This is a genomic window from Streptomyces formicae (genome assembly GCF_002556545.1).
GTDB lineage: Bacteria > Actinomycetota > Actinomycetes > Streptomycetales > Streptomycetaceae > Streptomyces > Streptomyces formicae_A.
The window spans coordinates 6,538,714-6,557,229 of the sequence record NZ_CP022685.1; the positions used below are offsets into that span (position 1 = coordinate 6,538,714).

15 protein-coding genes are annotated in these 18,516 nt (G+C 71.5%); 12 read left to right on the forward strand and 3 right to left on the reverse strand.

The genetic code is table 11. From position 1 onward, the window contains the following. Nucleotides 1-62: 62 nt before the first annotated feature. The 4 genes from gatC to gatB are packed head-to-tail and all read left to right on the forward strand — an operon-like array spanning nt 63 to nt 3,626. A complete protein-coding gene (gatC, locus tag KY5_RS28720) occupies nt 63-359 on the forward strand; it encodes an Asp-tRNA(Asn)/Glu-tRNA(Gln) amidotransferase subunit GatC (protein WP_010984178.1) in 297 nt (98 codons plus the stop codon). 6 nt (nt 360-365) lie between these two features. Continuing rightward, nucleotides 366-1,859, forward strand: coding sequence for an Asp-tRNA(Asn)/Glu-tRNA(Gln) amidotransferase subunit GatA (gene gatA, locus KY5_RS28725; RefSeq protein ID WP_098244941.1), 1,494 nt, complete (start codon nt 366-368; stop codon nt 1,857-1,859). A gap of 5 nt (nt 1,860-1,864) precedes the next feature. Then, nucleotides 1,865-2,095 (forward strand): hypothetical protein, encoded by a 231-nt coding sequence (locus KY5_RS28730; RefSeq protein WP_055544797.1) that lies wholly within the window; start codon nt 1,865-1,867, stop codon nt 2,093-2,095. 16 nt (nt 2,096-2,111) lie between these two features. Next, nucleotides 2,112-3,626 (forward strand): Asp-tRNA(Asn)/Glu-tRNA(Gln) amidotransferase subunit GatB, encoded by a 1,515-nt coding sequence (gene gatB / locus KY5_RS28735; protein WP_098244942.1) that lies wholly within the window; start codon nt 2,112-2,114, stop codon nt 3,624-3,626. A 91-nt stretch (nt 3,627-3,717) separates the two neighbouring features. On the opposite strand, the gene KY5_RS28740 is transcribed toward gatB, so the two are convergent. Continuing rightward, complete coding sequence (locus KY5_RS28740) at nt 3,718-4,938, reverse strand: SMI1/KNR4 family protein (protein WP_234362900.1); 1,221 nt, start codon at nt 4,936-4,938, stop codon at nt 3,718-3,720. 204 nt (nt 4,939-5,142) lie between these two features. Between KY5_RS28740 and KY5_RS28745 the strand changes: the two genes are divergently transcribed. The 7 genes from KY5_RS28745 (at nt 5,143) to KY5_RS28775 (ending at nt 14,825) form a co-directional block, all read left to right on the forward strand. Continuing rightward, nucleotides 5,143-7,272 carry a phosphocholine-specific phospholipase C gene (locus tag KY5_RS28745; RefSeq protein ID WP_098244944.1) on the forward strand — a complete coding sequence of 710 codons (2,130 nt, stop codon included), beginning with the start codon at nt 5,143-5,145 and terminating at the stop codon, nt 7,270-7,272. 235 nt (nt 7,273-7,507) lie between these two features. Next, complete coding sequence (locus KY5_RS28750) at nt 7,508-9,769, forward strand: MMPL family transporter (RefSeq protein WP_098244945.1); 2,262 nt, start codon at nt 7,508-7,510, stop codon at nt 9,767-9,769. Then, nucleotides 9,738-10,319: a GNAT family N-acetyltransferase gene (locus KY5_RS28755; RefSeq protein ID WP_098244946.1), complete on the forward strand. Its 582-nt coding sequence runs from the start codon at nt 9,738-9,740 to the stop codon at nt 10,317-10,319. Before KY5_RS28750 ends, KY5_RS28755 begins: the two co-directional genes overlap by 32 nt. Before the next feature lie 35 nt (nt 10,320-10,354). Next, nucleotides 10,355-11,029 carry a hypothetical protein gene (locus KY5_RS28760; protein WP_098244947.1) on the forward strand — a complete coding sequence of 225 codons (675 nt, stop codon included), beginning with the start codon at nt 10,355-10,357 and terminating at the stop codon, nt 11,027-11,029. Nucleotides 11,030-11,166: 137 nt separating this feature from the next. Next, nucleotides 11,167-11,409 carry a hypothetical protein gene (locus KY5_RS28765; protein ID WP_234362901.1) on the forward strand — a complete coding sequence of 81 codons (243 nt, stop codon included), beginning with the start codon at nt 11,167-11,169 and terminating at the stop codon, nt 11,407-11,409. Nucleotides 11,410-11,427: 18 nt separating this feature from the next. Then, nucleotides 11,428-14,541 (forward strand): helix-turn-helix transcriptional regulator, encoded by a 3,114-nt coding sequence (locus KY5_RS28770; protein WP_234363228.1) that lies wholly within the window; start codon nt 11,428-11,430, stop codon nt 14,539-14,541. A gap of 80 nt (nt 14,542-14,621) precedes the next feature. Further along, entirely contained in the window at nt 14,622-14,825 is a 204-nt protein-coding gene (locus KY5_RS28775) for a DUF6191 domain-containing protein (protein ID WP_098244949.1), read from the forward strand. Between the two features lie 13 nt (nt 14,826-14,838). Here KY5_RS28775 and KY5_RS28780 read toward each other — a convergent pair whose 3' ends face one another. Next, nucleotides 14,839-16,005 carry a PQQ-dependent sugar dehydrogenase gene (locus tag KY5_RS28780; protein WP_107645713.1) on the reverse strand — a complete coding sequence of 389 codons (1,167 nt, stop codon included), beginning with the start codon at nt 16,003-16,005 and terminating at the stop codon, nt 14,839-14,841. A gap of 85 nt (nt 16,006-16,090) precedes the next feature. Further along, nucleotides 16,091-17,107, reverse strand: a complete 1,017-nt coding sequence (locus tag KY5_RS28785) for an aldo/keto reductase (RefSeq protein ID WP_098244951.1) — start codon at nt 17,105-17,107, stop codon at nt 16,091-16,093. Between the two features lie 125 nt (nt 17,108-17,232). Here KY5_RS28785 and KY5_RS28790 point away from each other — a divergent pair, with 125 nt between their 5' ends. Then, nucleotides 17,233-18,186, forward strand: a complete 954-nt coding sequence (locus KY5_RS28790; protein ID WP_098244952.1) for a 2-hydroxyacid dehydrogenase — start codon at nt 17,233-17,235, stop codon at nt 18,184-18,186. Nucleotides 18,187-18,516: the final 330 nt, after the last annotated feature.

The window sequence follows — 18,516 nt, forward strand, 5'->3', positions numbered from 1 at the left end:
ACGGGACGGCGACCCATAGGATTGGGGTCACAACCCGCACACTCACCCCTGAGGATCGCCGCATGCCTGGCATTACGCGCGAGGAGGTCGCCCACCTCGCCCGCCTTGCACGTCTGGAGCTGAAGGCCGAGGAGCTCGACCACTTCGCCGGACAGCTCGACGACATCATCGGCGCGGTCGCCCGCGTCTCGGAGGTCGCCGACCAAGACGTACCGCCGACCTCGCACCCGCTGCCGCTGACGAACGTCATGCGCGCGGACGAGGTCCGTCCGTCGCTCACCCCCGAGCAGGCGCTCTCTGGCGCCCCGGCCCAGGAGCAGCAGCGTTTCAAGGTGCCGCAGATCCTGGGGGAGGACTAAAAGAACATGACGGACATCATCAAGCTCACCGCCGCCGAGATCGCGGCGAAGGTCGCCTCCGGCGAGCTCACCGCCGTCGAGGTCACCGAGGCCCACCTGGCCCGCATCGACTCCGTCGACGAGAAGGTGCACGCCTTCCTGCACGTCGACCGCGAGGGCGCGCTCGCGCAGGCCCGCGCCGTCGACGAGAAGCGCGCCAAGGGCGAGAAGCTCGGCCCGCTGGCCGGCGTCCCGCTCGCGCTCAAGGACATCTTCACCACCGAGGGCGTGCCGACCACGGTCGGCTCCAAGATCCTCGAAGGCTGGCTCCCGCCGTACGACGCGACGGTCACCAAGCGCCTGAAGGCCGCCGACGTCGTCATCCTCGGCAAGACCAACATGGACGAGTTCGCCATGGGGTCCTCCACCGAGAACAGCGCGTACGGCCCGACCGGCAACCCGTGGGACCTCACCCGCATCCCGGGCGGCTCCGGCGGCGGCTCGTCCGCCGCGCTCGCCGCCTACGAGGCCCCGCTCGCCATCGGCACGGACACCGGCGGCTCCATCCGCCAGCCCGCGGCCGTCACCGGCACGGTCGGCGTCAAGCCCACCTACGGCGGCGTCTCGCGCTACGGCATGGTCGCCTTCTCGTCCTCGCTCGACCAGGGCGGCCCCTGCGCGCGCACGGTGCTCGACGCCGCGCTCCTGCACGAGGTCATCGCCGGTCACGACGAGCTCGACTCGACGTCCATCGACGCCCCGGTCCCGCCGGTCGTCGAGGCCGCGCGCAACGGCTCCGTGGCGGGCATGCGCGTCGGCGTCGTCAAGCAGTTCCGCGGCGAGGGCTACCAGGCCGGTGTCGTCCAGCGCTTCGACGAGTCGGTGGAGCTGCTCAAGGAGCTCGGCGCCGAGATCGTCGAGCTCGACTGCCCGACGTTCGACCTGGCGCTCTCCGCGTACTACCTGATCGCGCCCTCCGAGTGCTCCTCGAACCTCGCCCGGTTCGACGCCATGCGCTACGGCCTGCGCGTCGGGGACGACGGCACGAAGTCCGCCGAGGAGGTCACCGCGCTGACCCGCGAGGCCGGTTTCGGCGACGAGGTCAAGCGCCGCGTCATCCTGGGCACGTACGCGCTGAGCTCCGGCTACTACGACGCGTACTACGGCAGTGCCCAGAAGGTCCGCACCCTCATCACCCGCGAGTTCGAGGCGGCCTTCGAGAAGGTCGACGTGATCGTGTCGCCCGCGACGCCGACCACCGCCTTCCCGATCGGCGAGCGCGCCGACGACCCGATGGCGATGTACCTCGCGGACGTGTGCACCATCCCGTCGAACATGGCGGGCAACGCCGCCATGTCGCTGCCCTGCGGCCTCGCGCCGGAGGACGGCCTGCCCGTCGGACTGCAGATCATCGCCCCCGCCATGAAGGACGACCGCCTGTACAAGGTGGGCGCTGCCGTCGAGGCCGCCTTCGTGGAAAAGTGGGGGCACCCGCTGCTTGAGGAGGCTCCGTCGCTGTGAGTGCCATGACCAAGGCCAAGGGCTTCAAGAAGTCCAAGACCGGTACGTATCTGTCGATCGGCACCACCGCGTTCGGCGCGATCAGCGTGCTCAAGCAGGCCAAGAAGGCCCGCTACGAGCACGACACGCTCCGTCTCGTGGACGCCGTCGTCTCCGCTGCCGCCATCGCCACCGGCGTCGCGCTGCTCTTCCGTGAGCTCAAGCGCCTCGGCGACGACGACGTCCTGCTGGGCTGAGAGGGAAAGTTTCACCGTGACTGTCACTACTGACCTGGTGTCGTACGAGGAAGCCCTCGCGACGTACGACCCCGTCATGGGCCTCGAGGTCCATGTCGAGCTCGGCACCAAGACCAAGATGTTCTGCGGCTGTTCGACGACGCTCGGCGCCGACGCGAACTCGCAGACCTGCCCGACCTGCCTCGGCCTGCCGGGCGCGCTGCCGGTGGTCAACGAGATCGGCGTCGAGTCGGCCATCAAGATCGGTCTCGCGCTGAACTGCGAGATCGCCGAGTGGTGCCGCTTCGCCCGGAAGAACTACTTCTATCCGGACATGCCGAAGAACTTCCAGACCTCGCAGTACGACGAGCCGATCGCCTTCAACGGCTATCTGGACGTCCAGCTGGAGGACGGCGAGATCTTCCGCGTGGAGATCGAGCGCGCCCACATGGAGGAGGACACCGGCAAGTCCACGCACGTGGGCGGCGCGACGGGCCGCATCCAGGGCGCCTCGCACTCGCTCCTGGACTACAACCGCGCCGGCATCCCGCTCATCGAGATCGTCACCAAGCCGATCGAGGGCGCGGGCGAGCGGGCTCCCGAGGTCGCCAAGGCGTACGTCGCCGAGCTGCGCGAGGTCATCAAGGCGCTCGACGTCTCCGAGGCCCGCATGGACAAGGGCCAGATGCGCTGCGACGTGAACCTCTCGCTGCGCCCGCACGGGCGCGAGGAGTTCGGCACGCGCTCGGAGACCAAGAACGTCAACTCGCTGCGTTCCGTGGAGCGCGCCGCGCGCTTCGAGATCCAGCGGCACGCGGCCGTCCTGAACGGCGGCGGCACGATCGTCCAGGAGACCCGGCACTTCCACGAGGAAGACGGCTCCACGACGTCCGGCCGCATCAAGGACAACGCCGAGGACTATCGCTACTTCCCCGAGCCGGACCTGGTCCCGGTCGCTCCCGCCAGGGAGTGGGTCGAGAAGCTGCGGGCCGCCCTGCCCGAGATGCCGCGCGTGCGCCGCAACCGCCTCCGCGAGGAGTGGGGCGTCAGCGAGCACGACATGCAGTCGATCCTCAACGCGGGCGCGGTCGACCCGATCGTCGCCACCACCGAGGCGGGCGCCGACGCGGCGTCGGCGCGCAAGTGGTGGATGGGCGAACTGGCGCGCAACGCCAACGAGTCGGGCAAGGCCCTCGAAGAGCTCGCCATCACCCCGGCGCAGGTCGCCCGGGTGACCGAGCTCGTCGCCGCGGGCGACCTGAACGACAAGCTGGCGCGTCAGGTCATCGAGGGCGTCCTCAAGGGCGAGGGCACGCCGGACGAGGTCGTCGAGAAGCGCGGCCTGAAGGTCGTCTCCGACGAGGGCGCGCTGACGACGGCCGTCGACGAGGCCATCGCGGGCAACGCGGCCATCGCCGACAAGATCCGCGGCGGCAAGGTCGCCGCGGTCGGCGCGCTGGTCGGCGCGGTCATGAAGGCCACCCGTGGCCAGGCCGACGCGGCCCGCGTCAAGGAGCTCATCCTGGAGAGGCTGGGCGTCAGCGAGGGCTGAGGCATGCCTTCGCGGTAAGCGTCTGCCTCCGCGGCAGGTGAGGGGCGGTACACCTTCGGGGGTGCCGCCCCTTCGCCATGTCGTCCGGGCCTCATGGCACGTGACCCTCGCGCGGTGCGGGGAACGGCTCGAAGAACATGTGCTCCAACGGGTCCTGGTCCTTGCGCAGCCAGAAGAACCCCTCGGTGGCCGGGCGGCCGCCGCGCAGCCAGTTCAGGAGCGTCCCGGTGAAGTCCCCTGTCAGGGGCGGTCCTTGGTTCGAGTGCCGTGGGTTGACGGCGACGCGCCAACGGTCGGGGTCGTCCCCCTCGGCGCACCAGCCGATCTGGTCCCCGTCGATGGTCGAGACGACGGGCAGGAAGCCGCCGGGCTCGGGCCAGGCGGGCAAGGGGTAGTACGCCGGGTGCGCGTCGCGCAGCTGCCGATAGCCGTCCAGCATCTCCTCGACGCCCGCCGCGAGACCGCTCCGGTGGTCGAGGTCGAGCGGCGCGGGCATGTCGAGCCACCAGCTCCAGATCCCCGCCCCGTACGTCCGCGCCAGGGCCACGAAGTCGGCGGGCAGCCGGGTGCCGAGCCGCTCGAAGAGCTCCTCCCAACTGCCCTTGCCCAGCTGGGGAGTGAGCGGCGGCGGTATCAGCGCGGTGATCGCGTCGAGGCCCTCGCCCTCGGTGAGCGCGGCGTGCTGCCGGGCGTCCACGTACGTCCCGCGGGGCGGCGGGGACCAGGGCGTGGCGCCGGACAGCGGCGCCCAGGTGCGGACGGTGCGGGGCAGGGGGCCGAGGAGGCCGCCGGGCTCGCCGGGGTTCGGCACGCCGTCGCGTACGGCCGCGCGGAGCAGCTCGGTCAGCGGGACCTCGTACGCCACCCAGGGCGCGTCGCCGCCGACCGCGACGGACGTGGTCAGGAGCACCACCGGCCAGGTGTCCGGGTCCGCCGCGGAGGTGTCCCAGAACAGGTGGTCGCCGCCCGAGGTGGTGGCGAAGGCGAGCAGGCCGCCCTCGTCGGGCAGGAAGCGGCGCCGCTCCCGGGTGAACATGCGCGGCCTGATCGCGGAGTGCCGGTGGGTCTCGACCAGCCAGGAGCCGTACGCATAGCGGCCGTCGGCGCTCACGCACGGCGTGTGCAGGCGGATGGCGGCGGAGTCGGGGTGGCCTATTTCCACCGGTCCGTACGCCGACGCGAGCGCCTTGTAGTCCGCGGGCAGCGGGGTCTCCAGCCAGGCTTCCACCGCGGTCCAGTCGACGGCGGGCGCGGGGCCTGGAGGGGGTCCGACCAGGTCCTTGAAGGCGGTGAGGCGCGCGGTGAGATCCATGGCCCCGAGGATGGCACCCGGCACTGACAACGCCGCCCTGAGCAGGAATCAGCATCATTCCGTCCAGAACCATTTGGACGTTCACCGCGACTTTGGCCCATGGACTTCACAGGGAAACCGGACGTCACTAGCGTCCCCGCCGAACAGGTCAATGGATCAACCGTGAACCATTGGGTGTCGACTGGGAGGTCGGACGTGGGAGATGTGACTGGGGAGATGTCGCGCAGACGCCTGATGGCGATCGGCGGGGGCGCGCTCGGGGCCGCCGCGGTGGGCTCGTTCCTGCCGCCGTCGTTGCAGGAGGCGCTCGCGCGGGAGCCGCGGCACGGGGGCGGCGGGCTCGACTCGATCGAGCACGTCGTCATCCTGATGCAGGAGAACCGCTCCTTCGACCACTACTTCGGGTCCCTGCGCGGCGTGCGCGGCTTCGGCGACCGCAACGCGATCACCCTGCCCAGCGGCACGTCCGTCTTCGAGCAGCCCGCCGGGCTGCGCACGGTCCTGCCCTTCCCGGTCCGCGAGGCCGCCGAGACGCAGAAGAAGGACCTGCAGTACATCGGGGCGCTCGACCACTCCTGGAGCGGTGGCTCCAAGGCGTGGCACGACGGCTGGTCGGACGGCTGGATCACCGCCAAGACCGCGGCCACGATGGCGTACTACACGCGCCGGGACATCCCGCTGCACTACGAACTCGCCGACACCTTCACCGTCTGCGACGCCTACCACTCCTCCATCCACACCTCCACCAGCCCCAACCGCAACCACCTGTGGAGCGGCAAGACCGGCTACGAGGCGAACGGCAAGCGGGCCGTCGGCAACGACGCGTACGACGAGGGCACGCATCCCGGCTACGACTGGGGGACGTACGCCGAGCGCCTGGAGAAGGCGGGCGTGAGCTGGCGGACGTACACGGAGTGGGAGAACTTCACCGACAACCAGATCGAGTTCTTCGCCACCTTCAAGGCCATCGCCCGCAAGGTCCTCGCCAAGACCGGCCTCACCTACATGGAGGCCTTCTACGCCAAGGTGCGCGACGCCAAGGACGAGGCCGAGCGCGCCAAACTGCTCGCCACCCTGGACGAGGGCGTCGCCACGCTGAACAGGCGCGAGCGGTCCCTCTTCGAGCGCGGCCTGCGGCGGGTGCCCACCGGGAAGCTCGCCGAGGAGTTCGCCAAGGACGTCGCGGGCGGCAAGCTCGCGAAGGTCAGCTATCTGGTGCCGTCCGCACAGGACTCCGAGCACCCCAGCGTCTCCTCGCCGATCCACAGCGCGACCATCGTCTACAAGGTGCTCGACGCCCTGGCCTCGCACCCCGAGGTGTGGCGGCGCACCGCCGTGTTCATCAACTACGACGAGAACGACGGCTTCTTCGACCACGTGCCGCCGCCCGTGCCGGGCACCGAGTCCGCCGAGGACAAGGAGGAGCGCTGGGAGGGGAAGCCGACCGGGCTCGGCGTGCGCGTGCCCATGCTGGTCATCTCGCCGTGGACCGTCGGCGGATACGTCTGCTCCGAAGTCTTCGACCACACCTCCGTGGTGCGCTTCCTGGAGAAGTGGACCGGGGTGCGGGAGCCCAACATCAGCGCCTGGCGCCGCAAGGTCACCGGTGACCTCACCGGCGCCTTCGACTTCCGGCGCGGCCACCGCAGGCCCGAGGTCGAACAGCCCGGCGCCATACCGGCGTTCAGCGGCCGCTGGGCCCCGCAGCCGCCCCTGAAGCAGTCGATGCCCGTCCAGGAGCCGGGATCCCGCCGCGCCCGCCCGCTGCCCTACCAGCCCGACGCGGACGTCACGCCCGGCGAGGGCGGCGCGCTCACGGTGCGCCTGCGCAACGGCGGCAGCTCCAGCGCACACTTCGCGCTCTATCCGTACGCCGGTGAGTTCACGGTCCCGCAGCACAGGGACGTCGTGCGCAAGGGCACCTGGACCGTGCCGGTGCCCGGTGACGCGTACGCCTTCACGGTCACCGGGCCGAACGGCTTCCGGCGCGAGTTCGAGGGCGGCAAGCCGGGCAAGGGCGGCGGTCCTGGCAAGGACGGCGGCGCGCGGCTCGCCTCCGCGATCACCCGTCGTGAGATCCACCTCACCCTGGCCAACCGCGGCCGCGGGGAGCTCGTCTTCACGGTCAAGCCGCTCGGATATGTGGATGAATCCGACATCCGGTCGCGGACGCGGACCGTCCGGGTCCGGGCGGGAAGCAGCCGCACGATCGCCTGGCGGACCGCCGACGAGCACGGCTGGTACGACGTCGAGGTCACCGCCGAGGGCGACGAAGCCTTCCGGCGACGGCTGATGGGCCACATCGAGAACGGGCGTCCGAGCGTCTCGGGCTGAGGTCCGGACAAGGGGGCGCGCGGGGGCTCGGTGCGAGCCCCCGCGCGCTTCTCGTGCGGCCCCGATGCACCTCTTGTGCCCTTGTGAGTAAGGCCACGAAAGGGACTAAGGATCTCCAAGGGCTGTCAAGGTGACCCTGGCGCTCATGTCGCCTTTCAAGCGTTCTTTGCGGGCTGTTCGGTTGATCTACGGCTGTTCCCGATAAAGATCCACGAACCATCCAGGGAGCCCGACCGTGGCAGCACTCGCCCGGTGGTGCGTCAGGCACCGCCTCGTCGTCGTCCTGCTGTGGCTGCTCGCCCTCGGCGGCGCCGCGTCGGCGGCCGCGGTCGCCGGATCCGCGTACTCCAACGACTACGAGGTGCCCGGCACCGAGTCGGGCCGCGCCACCCAGCTCCTGAACCAGGGCTTCCACGGTCTCGGCGGCGACAGCGACAGCGTCGTCTGGCACACCGAGGCCGGTACGTCCGTGCGCGCGGCCGACGTCGAGCAGCCGGTGTCCAAGGCCCTGGACACGATCGCCGAGATGCCCGCGGTGGCGTCCGTGACCAGCCCGTACGAGGCCACGGGCGCGGGCCAGGTCAGCGCCGACGGGCGTACGGCGTACGCGACCGTCACTTTCCACGAGCAGGCCGACGACATCGCGAAGGCGGACGCCCAGGCGGTCGTCGACGCCGCCAAGAGCGCCGCGTCCGACGACCTCCAGGTCGAGCTCGGCGGCACCGCCATCGGGCTCACCGAGTCCAAGAGCGCCCAGACCGCCGAGGTCATCGGGGTCGCCGTCGCCGCCGTCGTCCTCTTCCTGGCCTTCGGCTCGCTCGCCGCCGCCGCGCTGCCCATCGCCACCGCGCTCGTCTCGGTGGGTACGGCGTACGCGGGCATCGTGCTGCTCGGCCACGTGATGACGGTCGCGGACTTCGCGCCGATGCTCGGCACCCTGATCGGTCTCGGCGTCGGCATCGACTACGCCCTGTTCATCGTGACCAGACACCGCAAGGGCCTCAAACGCGGTCTCTCCGTGCCCGTCGCCGCCGAGCGGGCGGTCGCCACCACCGGACGCGCCGTCGTCTTCGCGGGCGCCACCGTCTGCATCGCCCTGCTCGGCATGCTCATCCTGCGGCTCAGCTTCCTCAACGGCGTCGCGATCGCCGCCTCGCTCACCGTGGTCCTCACCGTGGCCGCGTCCGTGACCCTGCTGCCCGCCCTGCTCTCCTGGATCGGGCCGCGCGCGCTCAGCCGCCGCGAACGGCGCAGACTCGCCGATCACGGACCCGAACCGGAGCTGCCGACCGGCTTCGCCGCCCGCTGGGCCGCCTTCGTGGAGCGCCACCCCAAGCTGCTCGGCGCCCTCGCCGTCGTCGTCATGGCCGTGCTCGCGCTGCCCACCTTCGCGCTGCACCTGGGCACGTCCGACCAGGGCAACAACCCGGCGAAGGCCACCACCCGACAGGCGTACGACCTGTTGGCCGAGGGTTTCGGGCCCGGCGTGAACGGTCCGCTGACCCTGGTCAGCGAGGTCTACGGAGCGGGCGACCGCAACGCGCTCACCGACCTCGGCACCACCCTGAAGTCGACCGAGGGCGTCGCCTCCGTGAGCCCGGTGACGTACGCCGAGGACGGCCGCACCGCCTTCCTCACGGTCGTGCCCGCATCGGCCCCGCAGTCCGAGGCGACCAGCGAACTCGTCGACCGGCTGCGCGGCGACGTGCTGCCGAAGGCCGGTGCTGACAGCTCCCTGGACGTACACGTCGGCGGCGTCACCGCGAGCTACGACGACTTCGCGGAGATCATCGTCGGCAAGCTGCCGCTCTTCGTGGGCGTCGTCATCGGGCTGGGCTGCGTGCTGCTCCTGCTCGCCTTCCGCTCGATCGGCATCCCGCTCAAGGCCGCCGCGATGAACGTCGCCGCGGTCGCCTCCGCCTTCGGGATCGTCGTGGCGATCTTCCAGTGGGGCTGGGGGAGCGAACTGCTCGGGCTCGGCAGGGCCGGGCCCATCGAACCCTTCCTGCCCGTGATCATGGTGTCCGTGCTCTTCGGCCTCTCCATGGACTACCAGGTCTTCCTGGTCAGCCGGATGTACGAGGAGTGGCTGGAGACCGGCGACAACCGCAGGGCCGTGCGGGTCGGTCTCGCCGAGACCAGCCGCGTGATCAACTCCGCGGCCGTGATCATGATTTCGGTCTTCCTGGCCTTCGTGCTCAGCGGCGACCGCGTCATCGCGATGTTCGGCATCGCGCTCGCCGCGGCGGTCGCGCTCGACGCCTTCGTCCTGCGCACGCTGCTGGTGCCCGCGCTCATGCATCTGCTCGGCGGCGCCAACTGGTGGCTGCCCAGGCGCCTCGACCGGCTGCTTCCGCGCATCAGCATCGAGCCGCCGGAATGTCGTTCGAACGCACGCGGCGATCGTGCGAGTATCCCGGAACAGCGGGACGTACAGGACGACGCACGTGAGGTGAGGGAGCGAGATGTTCGCGATATCGCTGGGCGAGGGCGCTGAGCTGAGGCCGGTCGAGCCGTGGCAGGCGCAGGAGTTCTACGAGCACGTCGAGCGCGCGCGGGAGTACACGGGGGCCTGGGTGCCCTTCACCGTCACCGTGAAGGATCTCGAATCGGCGCGGGCCCACCTCCAGAAGTACGCCGACAAGCAGGCTTCCGACACCGGCCGCTTCTACGGCATCTGGGTCGACGGCATGCTCGTCGGCGGTATCGCCTTCCGGATCTTCGACACGAGCGTCGACGGCTGTGAGCTCGCCGTCTGGCTGGAGCCGACGGTGGCCGGGCGCGGCCTGATCAACAAGGCGTCCCGGATCCTCGTCGACTGGGCCGTCGACGAGCGCGGCATGCACCGCGTGGAGTGGCTCGTCTCCTCCCTCAACGACCGCAGCAAGGCGACGGCCGAGCGGCTCGGCTTCACCCGGGACGGCGTCCTGCGCGAGAGCTTCCCCTGGCAGGGGGTGCGGCACGACATGGAGGTGTGGTCGGTGCTCGCGCCGGAGTGGCGGGCGCTGCGGGAGGCGCGTGCCGCCGAGGCCGGGGCCGTTCGTTAAGAGAGCTCTCAGACTCCGTCCGTACGGTGCGGGGCATGGGAACCAAGACTGATGAGGCGGCCGGGGCCAAGGAAGCACCCGGAACAGAGGACACCGCCGTGGCCGAGGACACGGCCGGTACGGACGCGGTCCGTGCGGACGAGGCCGGAAAGGACGAGACGGCCGACGCCGCCAAGGCCGATCTCACCAAGACCGACGCCGACACGACCGATGCCGCCGACGCGGACGCCCACGCGGCGGACGCCGAGGACGACGCGGACGACCTGGACGACCTGGACGACGTCACGGCCGATTCGGCCGCGACCGCCAAGTCGTCCGGTGTCGGCGAGGGCGCCGCGGCGGTCGTCGCGGCCGCGCTCGGCGTGATCGGTCTCTCCGGCGGCTGGCTCGGCACGATCGCCTCCGCCCGCGAGAACCTGTACGGCCAGCTGGAGACCCAGCAGGGCGCGAGCGTCGCCACGACGGTCCAGGCCATGTACGGCGACTCCTGGAAGGCCACCGCGCTGATCGCTGGGCTCTTCGCGCTCGCCGCCCTGGTCACCGCCTTCGTCGTGCTCGCCAAGCCCGCCTTCGGGGCGCCCGGCAAGCCGCAGGCACCGTGGATCAAGTCCGTGGCGTGGGCGGGTCTCGTGCTCGGTGTGATCGGGCTGGTCCTGGCCATCGCCAAGTACTCCGACCTGCTGCTCGGACTGCCGTCCGTACCCTCCTGAGCAACGGGACACGCGCCGTAAGGCAAGGGCGGGGCAGGGTCTAAGGACCCTGCCCCGCCCTTCGTCGTACCTAAGGCCCCCCACCTCACGGAGATGCGGCACTCGCCCGATGTGAGCGACCACCCTGGGAGACGAAAGTGGAGACATCGCAGAGAGCGATGGACACCACCGAGAACCACCAGAGACCCGAGGGGTACGCGATGTACGACTACGAGATGCACCAGATGCGCGCCGCCGAGCTGGCCCAGGAGGCCGCACACCGCCGCCTGGTCCGCGAGGCCCGCAGGACCCGCGCCGCCGCCCGCCGATCGGCCCGCGACGAAGCCGAGGGGCGGGTGATCGCGGAGCTCGGCAGAACCCGCTTCACCCGGGCCGCCTGAGGGGCCCCGACCGTGTCGATGATCACCCAGCGGACAACGGGTGCCGCGAGGCCCGCCCACTGTGCGATGCTCGCCGCTGTGGAGACCAGGTCCGTCAGCCCGGTGTTCGTCGGCCGGGCCGACGAACTGGGCGCACTGAACGAAGCACTCGCCCGAGCCGGGGAGCCGGGCACGGGCGAGCCCCAGGCGTTGCTGCTCGGCGGCGAGGCGGGCGTCGGCAAGACGCGCCTCGTCGAGGAGTTCACCGCCGCCGCCGAGGAGCGGGGCGCCGTCGTCGCGCTCGGCGGATGTGTCGAGATCGGCGCCGACGGCCTGCCGTTCGCCCCCTTCTCCACGGCGCTGCGCGCGCTGCGCCGCAGGCTCCCCGACGAACTCGCCGCCGCGGCCGAGGGCCAGGAGGAGGAACTCGCCAGGCTGCTGCCCGAATTGGGCTCCGCCGCCCCGGTCGGCCACCCGGCGAGCAGATCCGACGAGCAGGGCATGGCCCGCCTCTTCGAACTCACCGCCCGCCTCCTGGAACGCCTCTCCCGCGACCGCACGATCGTCGTCGTCCTGGAGGACCTGCACTGGGCCGACGCCTCGACCCGGCACCTCCTCGCCTACCTCTTCCGCACGCTGCGCGGCGGCCGCCTCGTGCTGCTCGCCACCTATCGCGCCGACGACATCCACCGCCGCCACCCGCTCCGCCCCCTGCTCGCCGAGCTGGACCGGCTTCGCACGGTGCGGCGCATCGAACTCGGCCGGTTCAGCAAGGACGAGGTCGCCCGCCAGATGGCCGGGATATTCGCCGCCGAACCCGAACAGTCCCTGGTCGACGACATATTCGACCGCTCCGACGGCAACGCCTTCTTCGTCGAGGAGCTCGCGGTCGCCGCCCACGGCAGCAGCTGCGCGGGCCTCACGGACTCCCTGCGCGACCTGCTCCTCGTCCGCGTCGAGGAACTGCCCGAGGACACCCAGCGCGTGGCCCGGATCGTCGCCGAGGGTGGCTCCACCGTCGAGTACGAACTGCTCGCCGAGGTCGCGGGGCTCGCCGAGGACGACCTGATCCAGGCGCTGCGGGCCGCGGTCGGCGCCAACATCCTGCTCGCGTCGCCGGACGGCGACGGCTACCGCTTCCGGCACTCCCTGGTCCGCGAGGCCGTCAGCGACGACCTGCTGCCCGGCGAACGCTCGCGCATCAACCGCCGCTTCGCCCAGGCCCTGGAGTCCGACCCCGCACTCGTCTCCGCCGACCAGCGCGCCGCCCGCCTCGCCACCTACTGGTACTACGCGCACGACGCCGCCAAGGCCCTGCCCGCCGTGCTCAGCGCCTCCGTCGAGGCCCGCCACCGGCACGCGTACGCCGAGCAACTGCGCCTGCTCGAACGGGCGATGGAGCTCTGGGACGACGCTCCCGACTCCGTACGCGAAGGACTGCGCCCCGCCGACTACGTCGAGGGTTACCCGGCCTGCGGCTGCGACCCGGCCGCCACCCCGCTCCAGTACCTCGACCTGATGGCGGAGGCCACCGTCGCGGGACGCCTGTGCGGCGAACGCGAACGCGCCCTGAAGATCATCAAGCGCGCCCTGCGGATCCTGGAGGATGAGAACGACCCCCTCCGCGCCGCCTGGTTCTGGGTGTCCCGCTCCCGCCTCGTCTCCACCCTCGGCCGGGGCGACGGCTGGGACGAGATCGCCAAGGCGCAGGAGCTGGTGCGCGGACTGCCGCCGTCCGAGGTGCACGCGGAGGTGCTCGTGCACCGCGCCTCCTGGGGCATGCTGCACGACCCGGGGGCCGAGACCCTGGCCGCCGCCGAACGGGCCGTCGAGTACGCCCGCATGGTCAAGGCCGACGTCATCGAGCTCAACGCCCGGCTCACCCGGGGCGCCCTCCTCGTCGAGGCGGGCGACCCCGAGGCGGGCCTCGCCGAGATGTACGAGATCAGGGACCGCGTCGTCCGCGAGGCACTGGTCACCAACCTGAGCCGCGCCCACATCAATCTCCCCTCGTCGCTCGAAGGCGTCGGCCGCTCCGCAGAGGCGGTACGGGTCGCGATGGAAGGCATCGAGTTCTGCCGGAAGTACGGCCTGGTGGACACCGAGGGCTGGGTGTGGGCCAACGCCGCCGAGTCGCTGATCTCACTGGGCCGCTGGGACGAGGCGGCCGAAGCCGTCGCCCAGACCCAGCGCTGTGTGCAGAGCTCGAAACCCCGCGTCTCCGCCTCCGAACGCACCGCGCGCATGGCGCTCTACCGAGGCGACCTGGTCGCCGCCGACCAGCACATGCAGACCGCCCACCAGCACCTCGGCACCCATGATCCACAGCCGCAGTACCTCCTCGTCCTCATCCGCATCGCCCTCGGCGTCGCCGCGGGCGAGGGCCGCGTCCTGGACGGCCGCGCCGAGTTCGAACGCGGCCTCGCCACCGGTCTGCCCATCGGCACCTACAAGTACGGCTGGCCGCTGGTGCTCGCCGCCGCCACGATGGAGGCCGACTCCCGGGGCCTGCCCATCGCCGAACCCGGCCGCCCCGCCGCCGTCGAACGGATCCGCGCGGCCGCCAAGTCCCTCGCCACCCCCATCCCGCTCTGGCGCGCCTACGACGAGTGGACGCGCGCCGAACTCCTGCGCTCCGAGGGCCGCGACGGCCCCGACGACTGGTCCGCCGTGGTCCAGGCACTGGAACCCATGGACCGCCCCTACGACCTCGCCCAGGCGCGCCTGCGTCTCGCCGAGTCCCTCCTCGCCCCGCAGCACACGGACCGCGACCGCGCCGCCCAGCTCCTGCGCCAGGCCGGAGAGGTCGCCGAGCGGCTCGCCGCCCGGCCGCTCGCCGATGCCGTCACCGGCCTCGCCCAGCGCGCCCGGCTCAACCTCGACAGGACCGCGACCGCGCGCGAGCCCGCCGCCCCCGCCGACCCGGCCGAGGCGCTCGGCCTGACCAGCCGCGAACGGGACGTCCTGCGCCTGGTCGCGGTGGGCCGCAGCAACCGCCAGATCGCCGAGGAGCTCTTCATCTCCCCGAAGACCGCGAGCGTCCACGTCTCCAACATCCTCGCCAAGCTCTCCGTCACCGGCCGTGGCGAGGCCGCGGCGCTCGCCCACCGGCTCCGGCTCTTCCCGGTCGAGAGCGCCCAGACTCCCGGCTGACCTGCACTTTTTCGGTCCCGGCCGGTTTTTGGCCCGCTCGCCTACGCTTGACGGCAGAGACTCGGCTCCAGGGAGGCGCGGTGTTCACCCCGTTTGAAGCTCTGTTCGCACCGGGACGCAAGCACACCGAGGACGAGAACAGGCGTCTGGAACTGACGCGCGTGGATCTCGCCGACGGTGATCCCGGCAAGGGACCGATAGATCTGACGTCGGGCAAGGTGGTCGTGCGCGCGCCGGTGCCGTCATCGCGCGAGGAGGGGACGCCGGGCACGGAGGAGACGTAGCCCCCCGGTCGGGTCACTCCACCTTCACCTCCAGGATCTTGTCGTCGCCCTTCTCCGGCGTCCCCCGCGAGTCCGTCTCGCTCGTCACCAGCCAGAGCTTGTCGCCGCCCGCCGCGAGCACCGTGCGCAGCCGTCCGTGCTCGCCCTTCAGGAACGCCTGGGGCTTCCCCGCCGGTGTCACGCCCCGGACCGGGACGCGCCACAGCCGCTCGCCGCGCAGCCCCGCCATCCAGACCGATCCCTCGGCGTAGGCGACGCCGCTCGGTGACGCTTCGGAGGTCTTCCACTGGGCGACCGGGTCGTGGTACCCCTCCTCACCGGCCTTGCCCTCCACCTCGGGCCAGCCGTAGTTGTCACCGGACTTGATCTCGTTCAGCTCGTCCCAGGTGTCCTGGCCGAACTCCGAGGCCCACAGCCGCTTCTGCTCGTCCCAGGCGAGACCCTGCACATTGCGGTGGCCGTACGAGTAGACGGGGGAGTCGCCGAAGGGGTTGCCGGGGGCGGGCTCGCCGTCTGCGGTGAGGCGCAGGATCTTGCCGCCCAGGGACTTCTTGTCCTGCGCGAGGCCGGTGTCACCCGTCTCGCCCGTGCCCGCGTACAGCATCTTGTCCGGGCCGAAGGCGATCCGGCCGCCGTTGTGGATCATGCCCTTGGGGATGCCCTTGACGAGGGTGTCGGGCGCGCCCAACTGCTCGCCGGACGGCTTCTTCTCGTCGTAGAGCATGCGGGCGACGCGGTTGTCGGACTCGGTCGTGAAGTACGCGTACACCATGTGGTCCGATGCGTACGTCGGGGAGATGGCGAGGCCCATCAGGCCGCCCTCGCCGCCGGGGGAGACGCCGGGCACCGAGCCGAGCTCCGTCTTCTTGCCCGATGTCGCGTCGACGCGGGTGATCGTCCCCTCGTCGCGCGAGGACACCAGCAGGTCCCCGTCAGGGAGCGCCGCGAGGCCCCAGGGGGACTTCAGGCCCTTGGTGAGGGTGCGGGTGACTTTCGCCGAGCCCTTCTCCGGCGGGGCGTCGGCGCCCGGTTTCCCGCTGGGGGACCGGCTCGACCTCCCCGGATCCAGCGGGCTCTCGCGCCCGCCGGAATCATCGCCTCCACCGGACGAGCACCCGGCCGCGAACACGAGGGCGGCGGCGGCCAACACGGCCGTAACAGCAGGTCGTTGCACGATCAGGTCCCTTCGACGCAGCGCTCTTACTGTTCATACACCGCTCGCGCCCCGCAGGTTCCCGATCCGCCGCCACGAGAGCCGAACGGCGTCAGTCCCACGACCCCAGCGCCGCGGGCAGCGCCGCGATCTCCCTCAGGTCCTGCGCCGTCAGCCGCACCGAGGCGGCGCCCGCGTTCTCCACCGCCCAGCGCTCCCGCTTCGCGCCGGGCACCGGCACCACGTGCCGACCCTGCGCGAGCACCCAGGCGAGCGCGACCTGGGCGGGCGTGGCGCCGTGCCGCTCCGCGATCTTGCGCAGGCCCACCACCAGCGGCTGGTTGGCGGCCATCATCTCGGCGGTGAAGCGGGGGTGCCTGGCCCGCAGGTCGTCCGGCTCGAAGCCCTGCCCCGGCGTCAGCGTCCCCGTGAGGAAACCGTTCCCCAGCGGCATCGCGGCGAGGAAGCCGATCCCGCGCGCCGCGCACCAGGGCAGCAGCGCGTCCAGCGCCTCCGGCGACCACACCGAGAGCTCGGCCTGCACGGCGCTCACGGGAAAGACCTGCTGCACCCGCTCCAACTGCCGGACCGTCGCCTCGTGCAGCCCCGGCACCGGGCGGCCCGGTGCCGGTCGCCGCCGGGCGCGCGCCCCCATCGCGCACAGGCCGAGCGCCCGCACCTTCCCCGCGGCGACGAGTTCGGCCATCGCGCCCCAGGTCTCCTCGACGGGTACCTCGGGGTCGGCGCGGTGCAGTTGGTACAGGTCGATGGTCTCCGTCTGCAGGCGTCGCAGCGAGGCGTCGCAGGCCCGCTTCACATAGCCGGGGCGGCCGTTGGCGACGATGTGCTGGTCGCCGACGAGCAGCCCGCACTTCGTCGAGACGAACGCGTCCGCACGCCGTTCCTTCAGCACCCTGCCGAGCAGCAGCTCATTGGTGAAGGGGCCGTACATGTCCGCCGTGTCCAGCAGGGTCGCCGCCTGCCCCGAGGCGTCCAACGCGGCGTGCACCGTGCGCAGCGACGCGTCGCCCCGCTGCCGCGAGCCGCTGTACGCCCAGCTCATCGGCATGCAACCGAGTCCGACTGCGCCCACTTCGAGTGCCGCCGCACCGATCGTCCTGCGCTCCACCTGGTCGTGCCCTCCCCACTCCTCACTCCTCGTTCGGAGATCATCCAAACTAACCGCTGCCGTCCCGGTCCCGAGCGGGGCCTCCCCGCGGGCCGCGCGCGGGGAGGCGCATTAGCCTCCTGAGCATGACGACAGACGTATGGCTTCCGTTCGAAGCGCACGAGATCGAGGGGCTGCCCGCGGCCGCCGACGCGGGCCTCAACTACCGGTACTGGGACGGCGGTCCCGACTTCCCCGCCGACCCGGCCGACTGCGCCTTCTACGTGGTGCCGTACATGAAGGGCACGGAGGTCGCGGTACGCCCGCTGTCCGCGATGACGTCCGTACGCGTCGTACAGACACTGACCGCGGGGATCGACCATGTGGAGCCGGGTATTCCACTCCTCTCGCCCGGGGTGCGGCTGTGCAACGCCCGCGGGGTGCACGAGACGAGCACGGCCGAACTCGCGCTCACCCTGGTCCTGGCGTCGCTGCGGGGGCTGCCGCGCTTCGTGGAGGGGCAGCGGCAGGAGGAGTGGCACGCCGGGTTCTATCCGGCGCTCGCCGACAGGTCCGTACTGATCGTGGGCTACGGATCGATCGGTTCCGCCATCGAGGACCGGCTCGCTCCGTTTGAGTGCGCGCGGGTGGCGCGCGTCGCGCGCTCCGCCCGTGCCACGGAGCGCGGCCCCGTGCATCCGCTCGTCGAACTGCCCTCCCTGCTGCCCGACGCCGACGTCGTCATCCTCTCGACGCCGCTCACCGAAGCCACCCGTGGCCTGGCCGGAGCCGACTTCCTGGGCCGCATGAAGGACGGCGCTCTCCTGGTGAACGTCGCCCGTGGGCCCGTCGTCGACACCAAGGCGCTCCTGGCCGAACTGGAGTCCGGCCGCATCACCGCCGCCCTGGACGTGACCGATCCGGAACCGCTGCCCGCAGGTCACCCCCTGTGGCACGCTCCTGGAGTGCTCATCAGTCCGCACGTGGGCGGATCGAGCTCGGCCTTCCTGCCCCGCGCGAAGCGGTTGCTGGCCGATCAGCTGAGCCGCTACGCGGCCGGGCGGTCGCTGGGCAACGTCGTGCTCACGACGGGCAGTTGATCGCCTGACGTCCGTTCGCGCACGCTCCGCACCCGCCTGTGTGCGCCCCGTGTCCGCTTCCGCTCCGGTAGTCACGGAGCGTAGAGAGACTATGTCCCTGAGTGACGAGACTGGTGTATCGTCCCGACTGGGGATGCGCCGTGGCACGTTCGGCGCGGGGATGAGACAGCAGACTGCGAGGGGGGCGACGGGCGATGCACGGCCTATGGGCGAACGATCCGACGCGGCGGGACAGCCGCCGGCGACTCTCGCACGCACCGGCCCGCAGACGCAGGCGGTGCGCCTGTCGCACGAGCGGCCGTCGCCGTACTCATCAGCGACAGAGCCCAC